This is a genomic window from Nostoc sp. 2RC (genome assembly GCF_014222165.1).
Classification (GTDB): Bacteria; Cyanobacteriota; Cyanobacteriia; order Cyanobacteriales; family Nostocaceae; genus Nostoc; species Nostoc linckia.
Window position 1 is genome coordinate 1 of record NZ_JACKZU010000140.1, and the last position, 19,434, is coordinate 19,434.

General features: G+C 40.1%; 11 protein-coding genes. 5 read left to right on the plus strand and 6 right to left on the minus strand.

Features of this window, described 5'->3' with window-relative positions; all coding sequences use genetic code 11:
• Positions 1–101: 101 nt before the first annotated feature.
• Entirely contained in the window at positions 102–3,488 is a 3,387-nt protein-coding gene (locus tag GNE10_RS17045; protein WP_185566209.1) for an EAL domain-containing protein, read from the minus strand.
• Between the two features lie 979 nt (positions 3,489–4,467).
• Here GNE10_RS17045 and nblS point away from each other — a divergent pair.
• Positions 4,468–6,408: a two-component system sensor histidine kinase NblS gene (nblS, locus tag GNE10_RS17050; protein WP_185566210.1), complete on the plus strand. Its 1,941-nt coding sequence runs from the start codon at positions 4,468–4,470 to the stop codon at positions 6,406–6,408.
• A 158-nt stretch (positions 6,409–6,566) separates the two neighbouring features.
• Here the strand turns inward: nblS and GNE10_RS17055 are convergent, their stop codons facing one another.
• Positions 6,567–6,938, minus strand: a complete 372-nt coding sequence (locus tag GNE10_RS17055; RefSeq protein WP_185566211.1) for a zinc ribbon domain-containing protein — start codon at positions 6,936–6,938, stop codon at positions 6,567–6,569.
• 232 nt (positions 6,939–7,170) lie between these two features.
• Between GNE10_RS17055 and GNE10_RS17060 the strand changes: the two genes are divergently transcribed.
• The 3 genes from GNE10_RS17060 to GNE10_RS17070 are packed head-to-tail and all read left to right on the plus strand — an operon-like array spanning position 7,171 to position 10,052.
• Complete coding sequence (locus GNE10_RS17060) at positions 7,171–8,538, plus strand: AAA family ATPase (protein WP_185566212.1); 1,368 nt, start codon at positions 7,171–7,173, stop codon at positions 8,536–8,538.
• Positions 8,535–9,275 (plus strand): hypothetical protein, encoded by a 741-nt coding sequence (locus GNE10_RS17065; RefSeq protein ID WP_185566213.1) that lies wholly within the window; start codon positions 8,535–8,537, stop codon positions 9,273–9,275. The genes GNE10_RS17060 and GNE10_RS17065 overlap by 4 nt, the downstream gene beginning before the upstream one ends.
• Before the next feature lie 33 nt (positions 9,276–9,308).
• Positions 9,309–10,052, plus strand: coding sequence for a hypothetical protein (locus GNE10_RS17070; protein WP_185566217.1), 744 nt, complete (start codon positions 9,309–9,311; stop codon positions 10,050–10,052).
• A gap of 50 nt (positions 10,053–10,102) precedes the next feature.
• On the opposite strand, the gene GNE10_RS17075 is transcribed toward GNE10_RS17070, so the two are convergent.
• Positions 10,103–11,056 carry a glycosyltransferase family 2 protein gene (locus GNE10_RS17075; protein WP_185566214.1) on the minus strand — a complete coding sequence of 318 codons (954 nt, stop codon included), beginning with the start codon at positions 11,054–11,056 and terminating at the stop codon, positions 10,103–10,105.
• A 383-nt stretch (positions 11,057–11,439) separates the two neighbouring features.
• Here GNE10_RS17075 and miaB point away from each other — a divergent pair, with 383 nt between their 5' ends.
• Positions 11,440–12,804, plus strand: a complete 1,365-nt coding sequence (miaB, locus tag GNE10_RS17080; RefSeq protein ID WP_185566215.1) for a tRNA (N6-isopentenyl adenosine(37)-C2)-methylthiotransferase MiaB — start codon at positions 11,440–11,442, stop codon at positions 12,802–12,804.
• Positions 12,805–12,850: 46 nt separating this feature from the next.
• On the opposite strand, the gene GNE10_RS17085 is transcribed toward miaB, so the two are convergent.
• The 3 genes from GNE10_RS17085 to GNE10_RS17095 all read right to left on the minus strand — a co-directional run bounded on the left by GNE10_RS17085 (position 12,851) and on the right by GNE10_RS17095 (position 19,233).
• Positions 12,851–17,014, minus strand: coding sequence for an Ig-like domain-containing protein (locus GNE10_RS17085; RefSeq protein WP_260446913.1), 4,164 nt, complete (start codon positions 17,012–17,014; stop codon positions 12,851–12,853).
• A complete protein-coding gene (locus GNE10_RS17090; RefSeq protein ID WP_185566216.1) occupies positions 17,011–18,558 on the minus strand; it encodes a DUF11 domain-containing protein in 1,548 nt (515 codons plus the stop codon). The genes GNE10_RS17085 and GNE10_RS17090 overlap by 4 nt, the downstream gene beginning before the upstream one ends.
• 111 nt (positions 18,559–18,669) lie before the next feature.
• On the minus strand, positions 18,670–19,233 hold the full coding sequence (locus GNE10_RS17095; RefSeq protein WP_185566218.1) for a hypothetical protein: 564 nt from the start codon (positions 19,231–19,233) through the stop codon (positions 18,670–18,672).
• Positions 19,234–19,434: the final 201 nt, after the last annotated feature.

Genomic DNA, 19,434 nt, shown 5'->3' on the forward strand with positions numbered 1-19,434 from the left:
GGCATGGGGAGATGGGGAGATAGGGAGATGGGGAGAATAATTCTTAATTTTTAATCTCAGTCAACAGTCAACAGTCAACACTCCCAATTCCCAATGAGAATTTAGTTACTTAAAAAGTTTTTGTAACAAAAGTTAGCAGCAAGTAATGTTTCGACTTCTGCACCTTCCATAGGTGGTAAGAAGAAATATCCTTGTCCAAAATCACACTCTAATGCTTGAAGTTGTGCTAACTGTTCTACAGTTTCTATGCCTTCTGCTGTGACAGACATATTTAAATTATGAGCTAAGGTTACAATCGCTCGCACAATTTCTAAATTCTCTCCTCGACTACCTATGTTATTAACAAAAGAACGGTCAATTTTAATAGTTTTTATTGGTAGCCGATGCAGATAATTCAAAGATGAATAACCAGTACCAAAATCATCCATATGTAACTCGATATTCAGCGCAGTTAATTCTGAAAGTACGGTATTCGCTAATTCAAAATTATCCATTAACAAACTTTCAGTAATTTCCAATTTTAAACTGCATGGTTCTAGTCCAGTTTGCTGTAAAGTCTGTTTAACTTGTTTAAAGATATCAGTTTGGGTAATCTGTTTACCAGAAAAATTGACGCTAATTGTCAAGTTTAATGAACTAGGAAATTGCTCATGCCATGTATGCATTTGTTGGCAGGCTTGATAAAGTACCCATTGCCCGATACTAACAATCATTCCAGTTTCTTCTGCCAAGGGGATAAAATCTTGAGGCGAAACAATTCCTCTTTCTGGATGATGCCAGCGTATCAATGCTTCAAAGCCAATAATTCTGCCAGTTATCAGCGAAACAATTGGCTGATAGTAAAGGCGAAATTCATCTTGCTTCAGCAGCAGTGCGTGTCGCAGAGCAGTTTCTAACTCTAAAAGCAAAGATGCACTCTCGTGCATTTTTTGGTCAAATACTTCATAACGTGCTTTACCAAGTGCTTTAGCAGAGTACATTGCCACATCTGCATCGCGGATTATTTGTGCTGCCTGCTGATAATCAGCTTTGCTGAGAGCGATGCCAATACTAGCATTAGTAAATACCCGATGTTCATTCAATTGAAATGGCAAAGATAATACCTTTTTAATGCGTTCAGCTATTTGTATGGCTGTATTAACATCATCAATTTTTTCAATTAAGATTGTAAATTCATCTCCACCAAAACGCGCAACTATATCTCCTATGCGGACAACTGATTTGAGACGATGGGAAATTGCAATTAAAAGTTGATTTCCTAGTAGATGTCCCAGGCTGTCATTCACTACTTTAAAGCGGTCTAAGTCTAAGAAAAGTACAGCAAATAAATAATTTTTATCCTGTTTGCTATGTTCTATTGACTGCTGCACTCGGTCGATAAATAAACGTTGATTGGGTAATCCAGTTAGCCCATCATGAAGGGTATTGTGTAGTAATTGTTCTTGTGCTTCTTGACGTTTAATAATGTCTTGTTGGAGTTGTTGATTAACTCGAATCAGTTCCACAGTGCGTTCTAAAACTAATTGCTCAAGCTGGCAACGATATTGGACTAATTCTTCCTCTGCTAGTTTACGTTGAGTAATATCGCGTACAATCACAACATACTCTCGTAGTTGGGAGTTAAATGGTCTTGAAACAGTAGATTCAACAATTCGTAGACCTTGGTTAATTTTTAAAGTTTGCTCGCTCCTAAGAGACCATTGGTCTGGTTTGCCGTGATAGCAAATTAATAATTGATTTAAATTTTGTCCAAGCAATTGCTGAATACTCGATTCAAATAATTCCTCAGCCGCTGCATTTGTTTGGCAAATCATCCCGTTTTCATCTAAGACTAAAACAGTATCTGGAACTGTATCGAGAGTTGTGATAAATAAATTTTTTGCTTGTTTGCGTGCCTCATCAATAGCAACAATTTGTGGTAGAGTTGTCCAACAGGCGATCGCCACTCCTCCAAAGGAAAGCGTTACTAGTAAAATTGCTAATAAAGAATTATGACTATCACCAGTAGTTTTGCCTAATAAATCCCGGATAAACCAACTACTTGTAGCAGTAATACAAATTAATGATACTAAGACAATCACCTGTAATACAACAAAATCTGGACTGTTTTTAGTAGACTTTGTATCATAAAGGTCTGCCCAAAATTTTACAGATAAGGCCGCAAAATTTAGGCGACTTAGCAGTGCGTCTCCTAACATCAAAAAAATCGGTAATAACAATCCCACTAAAAAATCTCTCCAATTCCAAGCTAAACCTCCCACTATTAGAACTATCGCTTCTACAAAGAAAAAACCAAGCGACCACCAAGGCCATAACACTTCAGCTTGACCTCGACACAACCATAATCCTAAATGTAGTCCCATAATTGACAACAAAAAACAAGTACCCGCCACCGTCACTAATTGAGATACATTTCCCAAATTTAAACACAGTAAACTCAGCACAAAGCCAACTAAAATGGCAGGCCCAAGAACACCTTGACGAGAAACCACTGTAAATATTTGGGAAACCTGTCCGTCTAAACCAAGTTGATACAATATTCGAGGAGAATTAGAAACTGCCGTAGCAGAGCTTAAAAGGCATGATACAGTAATTAAAAGTGTTACTAAAAAAGAAGCGTATTTACCCCAAAAAGGTAAAGAAGCTGCTAGTAAATTTAAAAAAACATCGTCGCCTACTGCTTGATTTGGAGCCGAACACATTAAAACCCAAGAACTGCCTAAAAATACTGGGGGAATTAAGCAAGCAGCCACCGTTAAAAACTTCAAAGTTTTATCTGGATTGTGGCTATCAGCAACAAAAGAAGAAGTAGTTTCACAAGCATAAATTGAATAACTGGCCAGGAAAAACCACTTTGCCCATTCTTGAAAACTCAAGCTATGTATACTAACTGTCGGTAAATTAAAACTAGTACTTGAAAAGGTTAACGATACTACACCTTGAATGCAAAATAAAAACAGTAATAAAATCGCTGGAAACGCAAAAAATAAGTGCAGTAGCGCTAAAGCACGACTACCGCTGAATGCTACGATAAAGGGAATAGCTGTAAATACAAATTTTAAAAAAGTTTCTGGACAAACAATACCTAATGTTTGAAAATTGATTTTAATCAAATTTGTCAAAATAATTGCATACAGCGCTGGTGCTGCTGTCCAACTAAAGAAGTATCCTAAAGCTACGTAAAGACCTAAATGAGGAAAGTTTTTTAATAACCTTGTGGCATAGTTTGGTGTTCCTCCTGCGACTTCTGACCAATGTTTACCTAAACTTTGTACCTGCAAATTAAGTAAAAAAGATACAATAGTGCCAAATAACCAAATGAAGATAGCTTTAGACCCTAATGCTGCATGAATAATCGGGGCAGTACCAATCCATCCAACATGACCCGTTAACCCAAAACCCCAGGTTTCCAGATAACTCAGAGTACGCGGTAAACGCATTCGCAAAGTCTGATTTTTCTCTGCCTGTATAAAATCATTACTAGTCATTGTTTCTTAGCTAGATTTACTGGCCTTTTCACTCAATAACTGAATCTAGCTATTAAAGCTTCAGTATAAATACTAGATTTAGTAAAAAATTAGCTTAATGATTACCAAGTTTTATAGACTTATAACCCGTATTTCTCTCAAGACTAGATGCCCGATCGCAAAGTGATGACCCAGTTTACAATTGACTCACACCAACAGGCATTGTCCCGCATTTCTCACAAGCTGAAGGGGCTTGAGGGTAGAGAGGAAAGAACTTGTACAAGAATTCTCCCCTGCTCCCCTGCACAAGCGCAGACTTCAAAAGATGTGGTGAGAAATCCGGGATTATTTATTTCCCAAATCTTCCCGATTACAAATTTTGAATAACTTGGCAGATTCATATCAAGTTCGGGTAATCACTTACGATTCAAAATTCTGCGTGTCAGAGCGTCTCACTGTCTTTGCGTCATTGTTATCGTAAGTATTTAGGCGAACCTGATATCAAACGGCGGCTGGACATGGCCAAAGATGAGGAGAGTAAGGGGCACAAGCAAGCTGACAAAAGACGGCGAGAAAGTCCATTCGTTCTAGGAATGGAATGAATTGCTACTCGCCGTCTTAGTCATTAGTACTATCAAACACAAAAAATCGCGTATAACTACCAATGTTGCCCAAAAGTTAGGCAATTTTTGTGATGCTCGTAAGGCTCAATTTGAGAATAACCCTGAGCTATGGAAACAGAAAGCTTTGGCCAAGGGGCAGTACACAGATTTTGCACTAGCATGAGAGCGATGCACTAAGCTTTTTGTACAGGGTAATATTAGGGGAGATGAGGGAGATGCACAGACACAAGAGCGGGGTGAAAGAGATAATTTTTCATTCTTCCCTATGCCCCATGTCCCATGCTTAATACCCAATTACTAACATATTTGTCAAATTAACTGTTAATTTTTTAGTTGTTGGGGTTTATAACAAAGGACTACTAACAACTTTATTTAAGATGCTAGCTCTGTTAAAAACAATTCGAGATGCGATCGCTAGTTGGTGGTCTGAGTTCACTCTCCAGACCAAACTGTTGGCTGTGGCGACAATGGTAGTCTCCTTGGTGATGAGTGGTTTGACCTTTTGGGCTGTGAACACCATTCAGCAAGATGCAAGGATGAATGACACCCGCTTTGGACGTGATTTGGGACTGCTGCTTGCTGCCAACGTTGCCCCCCTAGTGGCTGATAATAATTTGACTGAGGTTGCCCAATTTTCTCAACGTTTCTACAGCAGCACCTCTAGTGTGCGTTATATGCTGTACGCAGATGAAACTGGGAAAATCTTTTTTGGCATTCCTTTTTGGGAACCGGAGGTAGAAAACTCCCTCACCATTGAACGGCGGATACAACTGCCAGAGGATTATCCTGGTGATGGTGAAAAGCCGATGGTGCGACAACACATGACCCCATCAGGGACGGTGACGGATGTCTTTATTCCCTTGATCGTTGATAAAAAATACTTGGGTGTATTGGCGATCGGTATTAATCCCAATCAAACTGCTGTCATCTCTACCAATTTTACCCGCGATGTTACCATTGCTGTTTTTATCACCATTTGGGTAATGGTAATTTTGGCAGGAGTGATTAATGCTTTAACCATCACCAAGCCGATTAAAGAATTGCTGGTGGGAGTCAAACAAATTGCTGCGGGGAATTTTAAGCAGCGCATTGATTTACCTTTGGGGGGTGAACTAGGGGAATTAATTTTCAGCTTTAATGAAATGGCAGAGCGATTAGAGCGCTATGAAGAACAAAACATCGAAGAACTCACCGCAGAAAAAGCCAAGCTAGAAACCTTAGTTTCCACCATCGCTGACGGTGCTGTGTTGATAGATAATAATATGCAGGTGATTTTGGTTAATCCCACAGCAGGGCGAATTTTTGGTTGGGAAGCTGCCCAAGTGGTAGGGCGTAATGTGCTGCATCATTTACCCCCAGCAGTACAAATGGAAATCACCCGTCCTTTGTACGAAATGGCCACAGGTGAATGTGAAAGCGCCGAATTCCGGATTTTTCTCAATCAACCCATCAAGCGGACAATCCGCATTCTGTTGACTACAGTACTCAACCAGCAACGAGAAAGTATCAAAGGCATCGCCATTACCATCCAAGATATCACCCGCGAGGTGGAATTAAACGAAGCCAAAAGCCAATTTATCAGCAACGTTTCTCACGAACTGCGAACCCCTCTATTCAATATCAAAACCTATATTGAAACCTTGCATGACTACGGCGAAGATTTAGGGCTAAAAGAACGGCAAGAGTTTCTGCAAACAGTGAACCATGAAACCGATCGCCTGACTCGCTTAGTTAACGATGTTTTAGATTTATCAAAACTCGAATCTGGTCGTAATTATAGCTTTGATGGAGTGGATATTACCCAAGCGATCGAACAAACACTGCGTACTTACCAACTCAATGCTAAAGATAAATGTGTTGAAATGATTCAAGAAGTTGCGCCTAATTTGCCGTTAGTAGTTGGTAATTATGATTTGCTGGTACAAGTATTTGGTAATTTAATTGGTAATGCCCTAAAATTCACAAAAGCTGGTGGTAAAGTGGCAATTCGCGCCTACCAACTAGATTCCAAGCCTAATCAGAACCAATCTCCCCCAGTGCGAATTGAAATTTCCGATACAGGAATTGGCATCGCCACAGAAGACCAACACTCAATTTTTGAACGCTTCTTTCGCGTCGAAAACCGAGTTCACACCCTAGAAGGCACTGGTTTAGGTTTATCGATTGTCAGAAACATTATTGACAGACATCGTAGCAAAGTCCATTTGGTCAGTGAAGTTGGCGTTGGCACTACTTTTTGGTTCGACTTAACTGTATTTGAAGAAGAAGTATCATTGACAGCGGTTGAACCTGAAACCTCCACAATCACCACAGCGTGAATTTGGTATGGGGCATTATTGGGCATGGTAAGGGGGCAAGGGAGACGAGGGGGACAAGGTAGCAAGCTTTCTCTCCGAAGTTCTGATCGGAGGAAACCTCCGATTAGACTTCTCTCCTTGTCTACCCCCTCTCCCTCATCTCACCAAAAAACACAAATTTAAGATGTTGATATAACGAACAGCAAACACAATAAAAATAAACCTAATACCAGCAGCAAAGCCTGATTACGTTTTAGCCAATTTTTCACAGTTACCGCGAAACTTTTGGAGTGATGCTGCTGTTCTAAATCTAATTTTGTCTCTTCAATATTTTGGTAGAGGGTACAATCTTTGGCGTAGGGACGCTGAGGAAAATTGCAACTATCATCAGCGTGATAGGTACAAGTGTCGCATAGATACCCATCCCCTGTAGCACGGTGGAGGGGAATACCAGGATGACCGTAAGCTTTGAGTGTTATCCGGCAATAAGGACAACTAATAGCTTGACTCTCAATCAGTTGATGGCAGCGGGGACAAGATACAGTAGCCAAAACCTTTAGGACAAATATGTTAAGTCAACACTTTGATTTTAGCCATTTACGGTGGTAATGGGGAAATATTGGCTGAGATTGTTAATTTTAAATGCAGTAAATATACTATCTTTTAATTAAAATTTACATTTTTTTAAGTGATTTTTATCACTGATAAAAATAAAAGCTATAAGATAAACTGTCAAATATCAAGTTTTTTCCATAATTGTTATTATTTAGAGGTAGAAAAATATTGGCTTTTAATCCTGAGCTGTGCCGTAACGAAAGCGAAGTTGAAAGCAAACTCATAGTGCAATATTTACTACCACAGCTAGGTTATACTCCTGACACCTGGCATCAAGAAATTGCTGTTGGTAGCATTCGCTTAGATTTCTTAGCATTCGCCGCACAAGTAATTCCCTTTGTCTTAGACGCCAACTCACCCCTGAGTGTTGTGATGGAGGCAAAGCATCCCAAACAAAACTTAAATAATCATGTTCCCCGACTCAGGCATTATTTAACAAGTTTGAATGTAAAGTATGGGGTACTGACTAATGGCAAAGAAATCAGAATTTATCAAAAATTGCAATATGATATTCAGCTAATCTTTCAATGTTCTGGAAAGGAAGTTGATATAAAGTTAAATGAAATTAAAAGTTTAATTGGTAGAGATAGTCTGAAGGAAGGGCAGTTACTAGATAAACCAACAGTTGAAATAAGTCAAAAGAATTCCAATTTTGAAGCAAAGAGGCAACATTCAATGAAAACAATTGCGGTTTACCATAATAAAGGCGGCGTAGGTAAGACAACCACTGTGGTTAATCTAGCTGCTGCTATTAGGAAGAAGGGTAAAAGAGTCCTAGTTATTGATTTAGATAGTCAAGCTAACACTACATTTGCCACTGGTTTAGTCAAATTTGATGATGAAGAGTTTGATGACATAAAAGATTCTAATATTTTTCATGTATTGCAATCAGAAGAATTTTACTCTATTGCAGAGGTAGCCAGAAAATCTAATTTTAGTAATCCAGAAATTTATGTAATTCCTGCACACATTGATTTGATAAGGCAAGAAACGGAACTGAATGCACTTGACTATAGCAGGCTAATACTGATTGAAAAACTAGAGGAAGTAAGAGAACAGTATGATATTGTGTTAATTGACACACCACCTTCTTTAAATCTATATGCCAAAATTGCCTTAATAGCTACAGATTTTCTTATCATTCCATCAGATTTAAAACCCTTCGCTAACCAAGGATTAACCAACGTTAAAGAATTTATAAAAAGTATTAATGGATTTAGAAAACAAATCAGAAAATCGCCAATTGAGATAATAGGAGTTTTAGCTTGTAAAATATCAACAAATGCAAAATTTGTACAATCAACTTTAAAAAATCGTCTAGAAAATATTTATAGTCGATATGATATCAATGTGATGGATACTGTAATTTATGAAAGAGAAGATTTGGCAAAATGCGCTGAAAGAATTCAGATTGTTGGAGATCTTGAGATAGCCGATCCAATTTCAGTGCTAGATTTTAAACCGGACTCAAATTCGGCACGTGAATTTGAGTTGTTAGCAATAGAAGTTTTACAAAAAATAGGGCTTTCTCAATGAAATTAGCTACATCACTGGTTGCTGTAAAGAAAATTACCTCAAGCAAACTTCGTTCAATTTTCGCAGATAATGAACTAGAACAGGCTGCTCGATTAATTTTAGACTCTGAGGGGGTTATTAATCCTATCGTGGTTCGCAGAACAAGCCTGCAATCATACGAGGTAGTAGATGGAGATTTTGAGTATCATGCTGCTGTTAGAGCTAGAGAGATAGATCCTCGTAAGGGCGAAATGATTGGGGTATTTATCATTGAATCTGAAAATGAGGAAACTTTAACTAAGCAAGTTGAATTATTTAGAAAATCAAAAGTTTTTATTCCTAACAATGTACCTCATAGTTCAGATGGTATTGAATCCCGCTTAATAAATATGGAATCACGGTCTAGCAATACAGAGTCTCGCTTAACAAACCTTGAATCACGGTTTGAAAACCGCACTATTGAATTACAAACAGAGTTTAGGCTGGAAATTAAAAATATTAATGACAGACTGAAGGAAATTGAATATCGAATTCCAAAACCAATTGAACCCTTAGAAGCACTTAATACCTTGAGTATATCTGAGTTAACTTCTAAGTTGAGGCGTGTTGGTATCAATATTAAAATAATTGAAAAAATAATCAATGAGCGTGACAATGAAAAATTCAAATCTTTTAGTAATGTCGTTGATCGTATTAAAGGCTTAGGTGACAAAACAATGCTAAAGATTATTGACAGTTTTGCAGAAGGTAGTGTCTGAGTTGATTTTCTAAAGTTAAAATTTGTGGCTAACATGGATAGTCTAGAGTCTAAAATTGTTGAAATTTTAAAACGTGGCACTCCTCTAAGAGCAGTAAAAATTGCTGAGATGCTGGGAGTTGAAAGACGAGAAGTAAATCATTACTTATATTCTTCATTGAAGAGTATGGTCGTCCAAGATAGTGACTATAAATGGTCATTGAAAACAAATGAAATAGGTAATAATCAGCGTATCCCAACTCAACCACGAACAGCCCAAAATCAATCATCAAAACCTGCAACGCAAAATAACGGATACAGTTTTACCAAAAAAGAGATTCGGCAAGATCCTCCGATTCTGCCAAATCAATCATCACAATCGGTCAAACATGAAAAACTGGATAAATTTTATCAACAAAATGTTCAACCAAACTCTCAAATCCCATCCTCACAACCTCTCAAGCAAAGTAATCCCTATGAGGTTGTCAAGAGAGAACTTACTCAAGTATCTTCTGAAGAAAAGGTAAAAATTCTAGAAAATGCTTTTCGCCAAGATAGATTTGCAGAACTAGAAGATGAGCAGATAAACGCTCTCCAATCAATTTTAGAAGAGGCTAGGCGGGAAGTAAATATAGCCAATACTGCTTATAAGCAAGGGAAACTCAGCTTTTGGAAGACTAACTCTTTAGCGATCGCAATCATATCTATAGCCTTGACTATTAGTACATTTTTCTTAATTAGTCAATTCATATCTAACTCAAATTACCAACCTTCTCCAACTCTTCCACAAAAGAGGTAAATTCACCAATTTATTTGCGGTCTTTTTCTGCTCCTGTCTTGTCTAGTACATCAAACATTACCCCGCATCTGTCGCAATACGTCAAAGGCCTTCCTTCGTAACCCAACTGGTAACAGCGATAACCCTAAACCAGTCCAAGCTTTAGCAGTGGCAAAAGATTTTCCTGCTAAAACTAGTTCTCTGCCTTTTTGCGTTTCCCCGGTTTCAATTAAACGCAAGCCTAATAATAACTGCGTTTCCATTAAACGCTCTTGTCGAACTTTTTCTAATTCTTCCGATGCAAATTGATAACTTTCTAAATATCGGATTTTATCAAAAAAATAAGGGATAGCTCGATTGATACCTTGTTGTTCTGAGTGTAAACGATATTCCATCAGTAATTCTGACAAGTAATAAGCTTTTTTACCAGCCAAAGCTAATCTTACGAATAAATCATTGTCTTCACAATTTTGGAGATTGGGCAACATAAATCCCAATTCTTGCAAGGTTTGACGGCGAAATAATGTTGCTCCAATTTGAAAACTTTGACGAACAAATACAACTTTCAGCAAATTATCTACAATACCTGTGGGTAAATCCTTTCTTCCCCAGCGATGAGAATTTTCCTCAGTTTTTAGCTCATCTCGGATATTGTTAATATCAATTATCCAATGGTCTGTACCAACAAAATCAATACCAGAGTCTTGGTCAAGAATAGCTGCTGTAGTTGCTAGAAAATCAGGCGTTAGTCGGTCATCATCATCAAATTTAATAAAATATTCACCACTAGCAGCATCAAAACCAGAGCGCATATTATTGCTTTTACCAATATTTTGTGAATGACGAATGTATTTAATCCGGGGGTCTGTGTACTCGGACATTAATTCAGGTGTTCCATCACTGGAACCGTCATCACAAACAATTAGTTCAAAGTCTTGCTCTGACTGATTAAGTACACTGGCGATCGCATAACGTAAAAGACAGATACGATTAAAAGTAGGAATACAAACAGTAATTTTCGGCATACTACATAATAACTTGTTTATATTTAGTCAATAGTGCAAATAATTGCGATCGCTGTTTGATGAGCGATTATTTCCGAATCAATGTTTCATTGTATACATATAGGAATCCTATTTGATTTTTGAACAAAATTCCGTACACTTTACTCTTTTATAACCCTGTTGCCTATTGCCTATTGCCTCTCGCCTGCCTATACAGATTCAGCTCATTAATCAAATCGGACTGTTATATCTGTGGCATTTGGGGTTTTTGGTTTCTTGTCAGAGCATAACCCCTACCGTTGTCTAGGTTTTACATAGCAGCATTACCTAACGTTGGTTAAGAGCGTTATAAAATAGAAAGAAATAAAATTTATATACATTAGGCTCATTAAGCGTAATTTCCCATGACCACTTCTAAACGCCACTATCACATCACTACTTTCGGCTGTCAGATGAATAAAGCTGACTCAGAACGCATGGCTGGCGTGTTGGAAAACATGGGCTTTGAGTGGTCGGAAGATCCAAATAATGCAGATGTGATTCTCTACAATACCTGCACAATTCGAGATAATGCCGAGCAAAAAGTCTATTCTTACCTTGGTAGACAAGCAAAGCGCAAGCACGAGCAGCCAGATTTAACGTTGATTGTTGCTGGTTGCGTTGCCCAACAAGAAGGGGAAGCTTTGTTGCGGCGCGTGCCGGAATTAGACTTGGTAATGGGGCCGCAACACGCCAACCGCCTCAAAGATTTGTTGGAATCTGTGTTTGAGGGTAACCAAGTTGTAGCAACTGAACAAGTTCATATTATGGAAGATATCACCCAGCCGCGACGAGATAGTAAAGTCACTGCTTGGGTGAATGTCATTTATGGCTGTAACGAACGCTGCACCTACTGTGTGGTTCCCAACGTGCGTGGTGTGGAACAATCTCGCACACCAGAAGCTATTTGGAAAGAAATGGCAGAATTAGGAAAGCAAGGTTACAAGGAAGTTACTTTACTCGGTCAAAATATTGACGCTTACGGCAGAGATTTGCCCGGAACTACACCAGAAGGTCGGCATTTATACAATTTCACAGATTTACTGTATTACGTCCATGATGTGCCGGGAATTGAAAGGATAAGATTTGCTACTAGCCATCCCCGTTATTTTACTGAAAGGCTAATTAAAGCGTGTGCTGAATTGCCCAAAGTCTGCGAACACTTCCACATTCCCTTTCAATCTGGAGATAATGAAGTTTTAAAGGCTATGTCGCGTGGTTATACCCATGAAAAATACCGTCGAATTATTGATACCATTCGGCGTTACATGCCAGATGCTTCAATTAGTGCCGACGCAATTGTGGGATTTCCTGGAGAAACAGAAGAACAATTTGAAAATACCTTGAAACTTGTGGAAGATATCGGCTTTGATATGTTGAATACAGCCGCATATTCGCCACGTCCAGGAACACCAGCCGCTTTGTGGGACAATCAACTGACTGAAGAAGTTAAAAGCGATCGCCTACAAAGATTAAATCATCTAGTAAATGTGAAAGCCAGCGAGCGATCGCAACGTTACTTCGGACGCATTGAAGAAGTTCTAGTAGAAGACCAAAACCCCAAAGATAAAACTCAAGTCATGGGACGCACAGGCGGTAATCGTTTAACCTTTTTCACTGGCGACATCAAACAGTTGAAAGGGCAGTTGGTGAAGGTAAAAATTACTGAAGTTCGTGCTTTTAGTTTGACTGGTGAACCAGTTGAAACCAGACAAGCATTGTCTGTCTAAGACGATTTGTAGAGACTAGGACTTACGGAAAAACTCTCTGAAACTCTTATTTCTTTGTGTCCTTTGCGTCCTTTGCGGTTCGTTTTTTCATGATTTCGCGTAAGTCCCGACCTAGAGACGCGCCTCGATCTGTCTCTATTTTCATCTGTGCCTCTGTTGCATTCGGCTGCTGTTGCGGACGTGGCACTGACTTTTGCTGTCCAAAACCATCAAACAAGTCATCCAGCTTGACAGTTAAACCCAAATATGCTCCACCAGCCGATCGCGTTCCAGAAAAATCCCTGTCATCAACTTCACCAAAAACATATCCAGCAGAAAGCCGCAAATTAGGAGTCAGGTAGTAACCTGTTTCCAGAACAAAGCCCGTCTCACTGTAATTAGATTGACCAATCCAGCGAGCCTCACCAACTAAATCCCAGCTATATCCCAAACGATAAGTAGCTCGTAATTGTCCCAAATTCACTGTACTTGTACCAACTAAATCGTTAGCTAAGTAAGAAGTACTATTACGCAAAGCATACTTACCGTAGAATTCCCATTGCCAGTTAGGAGCGTAAATAGCTTCCAAAGCAAAAGTATGGTCTTGGGAACCCGTACCGCTACCTAAGAGAATCGTCTCAGGAATAATCGCCGGATTTTGGCGATATTCATAACGCAACAAAGCATTAAATTTATCACTATGGGGGTCGCGGTAAGCTAAACCCACCTTCAGATTAGCGGTATCTGCCAATCCTGAAAGTCTTTGATTGGAAGAATTTGCTTGTTGATAGCGTACTAAAGCCGTCAAAGATGGCGAAATTTTACCTAATGCACCTGCGGTAATTACGGTATTAGTACCACTAGAAGAAGAGCGATGCTCGTAGCGGGCACTAGCTTGAAACTGGGGATTATCGCTGTATTCCAAGCCTACGCTGTAACTATCGCCACCATCAAATCCGATGGAGGATGCGGCTTGACCATAGGCGTAAGGTTGGGGATATTGTTGACCCGCCGCCGTCCGACCAAAGAAGTTACCGAATACGTGTTCGTAAGCTAAATTCAACCGCAATCCGCGAGCAATCGTCCAGCGATTATTTAAACCGATGGCACCTTGGGTAGTCACTTCATTAGCACCACCCAAAATTGAGTAACGACCAGTTATGGTGGTATCTTTTCCAAGTTTGTGTTCGCCGTTGACACTCAAGCTGGTGATGGAGTTACCAGAAAATTGACCACTGCTGTAAAACTGTTGGGCCAGACTGACATTTACACCAGGAATTACTGCCCAATTTAACCCGAAGATAGTACGGTCGGGATAAATACTATCTTTTTGAGAAGATAAACTCAGTTCGTTTTGGGCTTGGAAAGTCAGGTTTTTCACAATGGGAACCGTGAAACGCGATCGCAATTGATTGGAATTACTATTCAAAGCATTGGGTGAAATGCGGTCTTGCCGATCGCGATGAATCCAATCCAAATCAAAGATGGCGCTACCAAAGCGTTGTTGAATTCCTGCGGTAATTGTGGTCAGGGAATTATTAACTTGACTTCCTGGTATAGCATCATTACGGGGTGCAAATAATTCTTCAAAGGTGTCTAGGGGTTGGGGAGCAATCCCAAAATTGTCTTCGTGGTCGTATTGGACTCTAGCGGTGGTAGTTCGAGTTAGTTTAGCTGTAACCTGCGCTCCATAACGAGTTTGTCCCGGTACAAAGCTGATGGTGGCATTATTAGCAAAACCTGTATCGGCAAACCGATAATAAGCACGTCCTTGAATTCCATTAGCAATTTGTCCCTCAGCTTCCAACCGATAAGCATCACCCCTAACCTTTCCCAGAACATCAGAATCATTACTGGAATGGGCGTATTCTGCAATTAGCTTACCCTTATCACCCAAAGATATCAGCGCATCTGCGCCATACAGTTGAAAATCACGCACTCCTTGATTTTCTTGGACGTAGGTTGCTCCAATCCAACTTTCTTGGTTGAGCTTGCGGGAAAGATTATATTGCAAACGACCGGCAAAGATATTGCTATCAGAGTCTTCAGTTTCATATTGATAGCTAACTACAATCCGACGTACCAAGACTTGTCCGGCTTCATCTATATCGGTGCGAAGAATTGGTTCGCGGAATAATAAAGTCCCGCGATCGTAGTCGATTTCGTAGTCTGGGCCTCGATTTAGCTGTTTGCGTTCCAATACAGTCCCAGGACGATTTAGTTCTTCTAACTCGATAAAAACATTTTCGCTCCCTGGTTGTAGGAGTCTGCGAGAAAGGAAATAATAACCACTAGTACCATCGGGAGCAATGGTGTCTCGTTGGAATCCTTCTAAGTTATTGCCGTAAAAACCCGTAATTTGTAAATTTCCTAAGTTGTAATTAGCTTTAAAGCCGTGGAGTTGACGAGTGATGGAAGTAAATTGCTGCGATCGCCGGGCAAATTCTTCTGTGTTATAGTCACCCCACATAGCAAAATCAGGGGAAGATCCAGGTACACCGGTGGAGCGCTCAAAACGCAGAAACACGCTGTCAATGGAAGGAGCCACCACATCAACTTTCGAGCTATCGCCATAAACAGGATAGTTTTGCTCGCTAAATTGATAAGTTCTAAACAAGCGATTGTCACAGTTACAATCTTCATTCAAGTTACGAGAACTGTTATATGCACCTGTAAACAACCACTCTCCAATCGTACCGGTGGCAAATATCGCTGAATGGAAATCTAATTGCGTTCTATTGTCTTTATCGGGAGGAATGAAATCGCGGAAACTACCGTAATAATTTGTACCTCTTGCGCCCAAACGTAAATCTATAACCCCGGTGAGCAAACTCGGACGCAGAGCCGTTTCAAATTGCAACTGCGTAAAGGCTTCTAAATTATTAACGATCGCTCTAATTGTCACAGTTTCTGCTTTTAGTTGCGATCGTAATCTTGCTGTAAATTGTCCCCCTTTGGCCTCCACTTGAAATCCAGGTTCATCGGGTTTGAAATCTTTTTCCACGAAATCCCCAGCAGTAGGTATCAAAGTAACCACAGCATCATAATTAGAACGATTCCCACTAGCATCAAGCAGTTGACCCCGAATTGTAGCTGTAGAACGTCCATCTGCTGGAATACGAGACTCAACAGTTTCTAAAGTTAATTGCTGCGGCGCTCCCCGGACTACAACCTGCACCGTGACAGGCGGTTCGGTTCTTCCCACCACCTGTGCAGAGATAGTATTTTGACCTTCTTGTAGGGAAACACCATACCATGTCTGCTTTACTAAATTAGTACTCGTATCAGTTTCCGTCCGCCCCACTAAGGAAGGATCTACCAACACCCCATTTACTCGTAATTCCACCTGACTACCAGTAGGAAACTCCACAACCACGGCAGTAGCTTGTAGATCTACAACACTGTTGGTTGTGGGAGTCAAGATTTTGATTCCTGTAGAAATTGTTGGAGGTGCAGACACAGGGATGTTTTCATTCACCCCTTGTTCATCCTTGACATCTTCCTGTTCCCCCATCTTTGCGTCAGGGCGTTCTTCTATCTTTGGATCTTCCTGTTCCCCCATCTTTGCATCAGAGGGTTCTCCTATCTTTGGGTCTTCCTGTCCCCCCATCCCCACGTCCCTATTAGCAATTTTGCGTAAGCCTCTGGGTAAACCTACAGAAGTTGATGGTTGAAATGGTTGTATTTCTCTTTGAGATTGGTTTTTCTTGTTTTCTATTCCTGCAATTTTCCGTAATCCTCTGGGTAATTCCACAGAAGTTGGTGGTTGAAATGGTTGTATTTCCCTTTCACTTGGTTGGACATCTGAAATGGTAGTCACAGTAGCCGAGGCCAAAGAAGTTGAGGAAAATTCTACAACTCCAAACTCTTCGTTATAATTTCCCAAAAAACCAGAAGAATTTAACCGTTGTCGAGTTATTCTTCTCACCTTTGCGTCTTTGGCTTGAAAACTTCTATTCGCCGCTAGCCAAGAAACTCCAAAAGTATTGTGTTTTTGCGTGACCTTTTTAGATCCTGAATCACCAACTCCAGAATTCACATCCATAGTTTTTTCAACCACTTTATTTTCAACGGCTCGATCTTCCACACCCTTGTCTGTTGGCAAAAACAGGTTTTCGTTGGTGACTTTTGCTTTGACTATGGCAGGATACAAAATGAGGCTGAGAGCTACCGGCATCGCCCCCATCAACCTCAAGTTGAAAATAGTTGCACAGTGCAATCTAGGTTTCATTTCTTGACTGGCTCCTGAAATGGGGTGACACCGAAGTTCATACGTACCAATCCACCTGGTTCTAAATGCACCAGGCGAGATTGGCTATTGCGTTCGCGGAATTTTTTATTGGGAGCTAAGGCATAACCGGGTACACTACTGAGGTCTAGAACACCTGTGTGGTATCCAGGTAAGACGTTAGCTAGAGAAAATAAACCATTGGGATCTGTGGTGATGCGGTTACCATCTTCTAGATAAACCACTGCATTGGGTATCCCAGGCTCACCACGCTGTTGTTCGCCATCAAAGTTTTTATCAACAAACACCCGACCGATAATCGTGCCACAATCAGAAACAATTCCGGGACGAATTTTCAGTTGATGCGTTGCTGGGCCGTCCTTAGTGCTAAAACCGTTATCACTTCGTTGGGCATTAGCGATCGCACTATTGCGACCACTACCACGCAGAGAATCGGCTGTTAATTGAGCAGCGTAGGCAATATTCAAGACTTTCTCTGTGGGAATCGTCACATCTGTCCGGAATATCACCGTATTTCCATTTCTTTGAGAGGTGATATTGACTGCTGTACCATCCAGTTCTCCACGCACAGATTTCTCCAAGAACTGGAATCCTAAAGGCAGGTTGTCAGTAATAACTACATTATTCAAACCAGCATCAGCAAGATTTTTCAGGGAGAGCCGATAAATTACCGTATCTCCAGGTTCAGCAGTAGCGCGATCGCCTGTTTTAATAATCTGCAACTGATTGGCTTGGCACAAATTTGTAGTAAATTCAAAGGCTAATAAATCCAATCCCACTGTTTCTGCATTGGGAACTAAAACAACTGTTTGCTCTACCCTAGTTTGACCCGTGAGACTAATTGGTTGCCCATCTAAAGAACTCGCTACATATCGCACTACACCATTACCTTGTGAACCAGTGCTATCAAGGATTTCAATCTTAATGCGCCGTTGTTTATAGATAGAATTCGGTGGTGGATTGACTACAAAAATATAGATTCTACCTGGATTGGTTTGCCCCTTGTTTGGATCTAGTAAAAAGTTGTAGACGCCCGCAGGATTATTTGTAATGAAATATGGGTTACTATTTTCAATATTTGGAGATTTTCCACCAGGCACATTGTTATTAGAAATATCCGGTAACTCTGTTCGTGTCAAATCAGCTAAACTCCCCAATTCTGTACCAGTCGGGTCGCTAGCATTGGGTTCGTACACTCCTACTGAAAAACCTGTATAGTCTGGTAACAAAGTCCCTGCACAACCTAAAATTCGACCTAATGGGTCAACTAATGGGTTAGGAGTAGCGTTAATTTGACCAGAAATTCCTTCATATTTACTATTAGTAGCTGCGTCTGTATAAGTATAATTAGCTTGATTTGTAATTGCCACAGAAGCTACTTCATTATTATTTTGTTGTGCTGTTGCTGAGCTAAGTAAAGTAGTATATAAAAAACTTACCATTAAAAAATTAGCTGTTAATTTTTGCCACAATTTACTGCTATAATTAATTTGTTTTTGTTTTTGAGGACGGCTCACTGAACACATCTCCTCGAAATGCGAATTTGATTGTTAATAAAACACTTATCAAAACATAATTAGGGAGTCAGAATTCCGCATTCTGAATCCTGAATTCTGAATCCTAAATTCTTCTTTCAATCAACGCACTTGGGCTTGATAAGTCGCCTTGACTGTGGTCTTTGCTGGAACTGACGAAATCTGTAAACGGATGTGGGTGTAAGCAATGGCTGGCGCTGGTTTAATTTCCACTTTGCCGTCAGGAAGAGTAACTTTAACGGTGGGATTTTCGACGAAGCTACGCCCACCATCAATGCTATAAGTAATTTTTCCATTATTAGTTACATTTGCAGATTTAAGTACGTAGACCATTCCACGTGGAATAGGTTGATTCAAAATTAAATTTTTCACTGGGCGATCGCTTTGATTTGCCCCGCTTAAGGTATATCTCAATACATTTCCCGGCCGCACCACAGCTTGACCTTTCAAAGGTTCCCATTTTTCGCTTTGTTTACCCTGCTCATTTTGAGCTACCACTAGCTTTTCGGCTTCTAAGCGCAAATTCAATTGCGCTTGAGTTTTGATATTTTGAGCGTAAGCACTTTCTAAATGCCAAATATTTCCAACTCCTGGAAATTGACCCAAAAATGAAACTGTAGTTATTAGTGCTAACCCACCCAAACCTGCAAAAGAAATACCTTTCATCATAAATAACTTCTAGAATCTTGATTGTTGACTTATCTTTCCCTGCTTTTGCTAATAAATAGTCACTCCCCACTTTGCCTAATCTTCAGGTATGGGGCAAGCAGGAAGTGTGGGAGGTGTGGGAGGTGTGGGAGGATGGGGAAGGAAAGATTTCTTCCCCCCACACTCCCCTCTCTCCCCATCTCCCCCCCCCACCGCTCC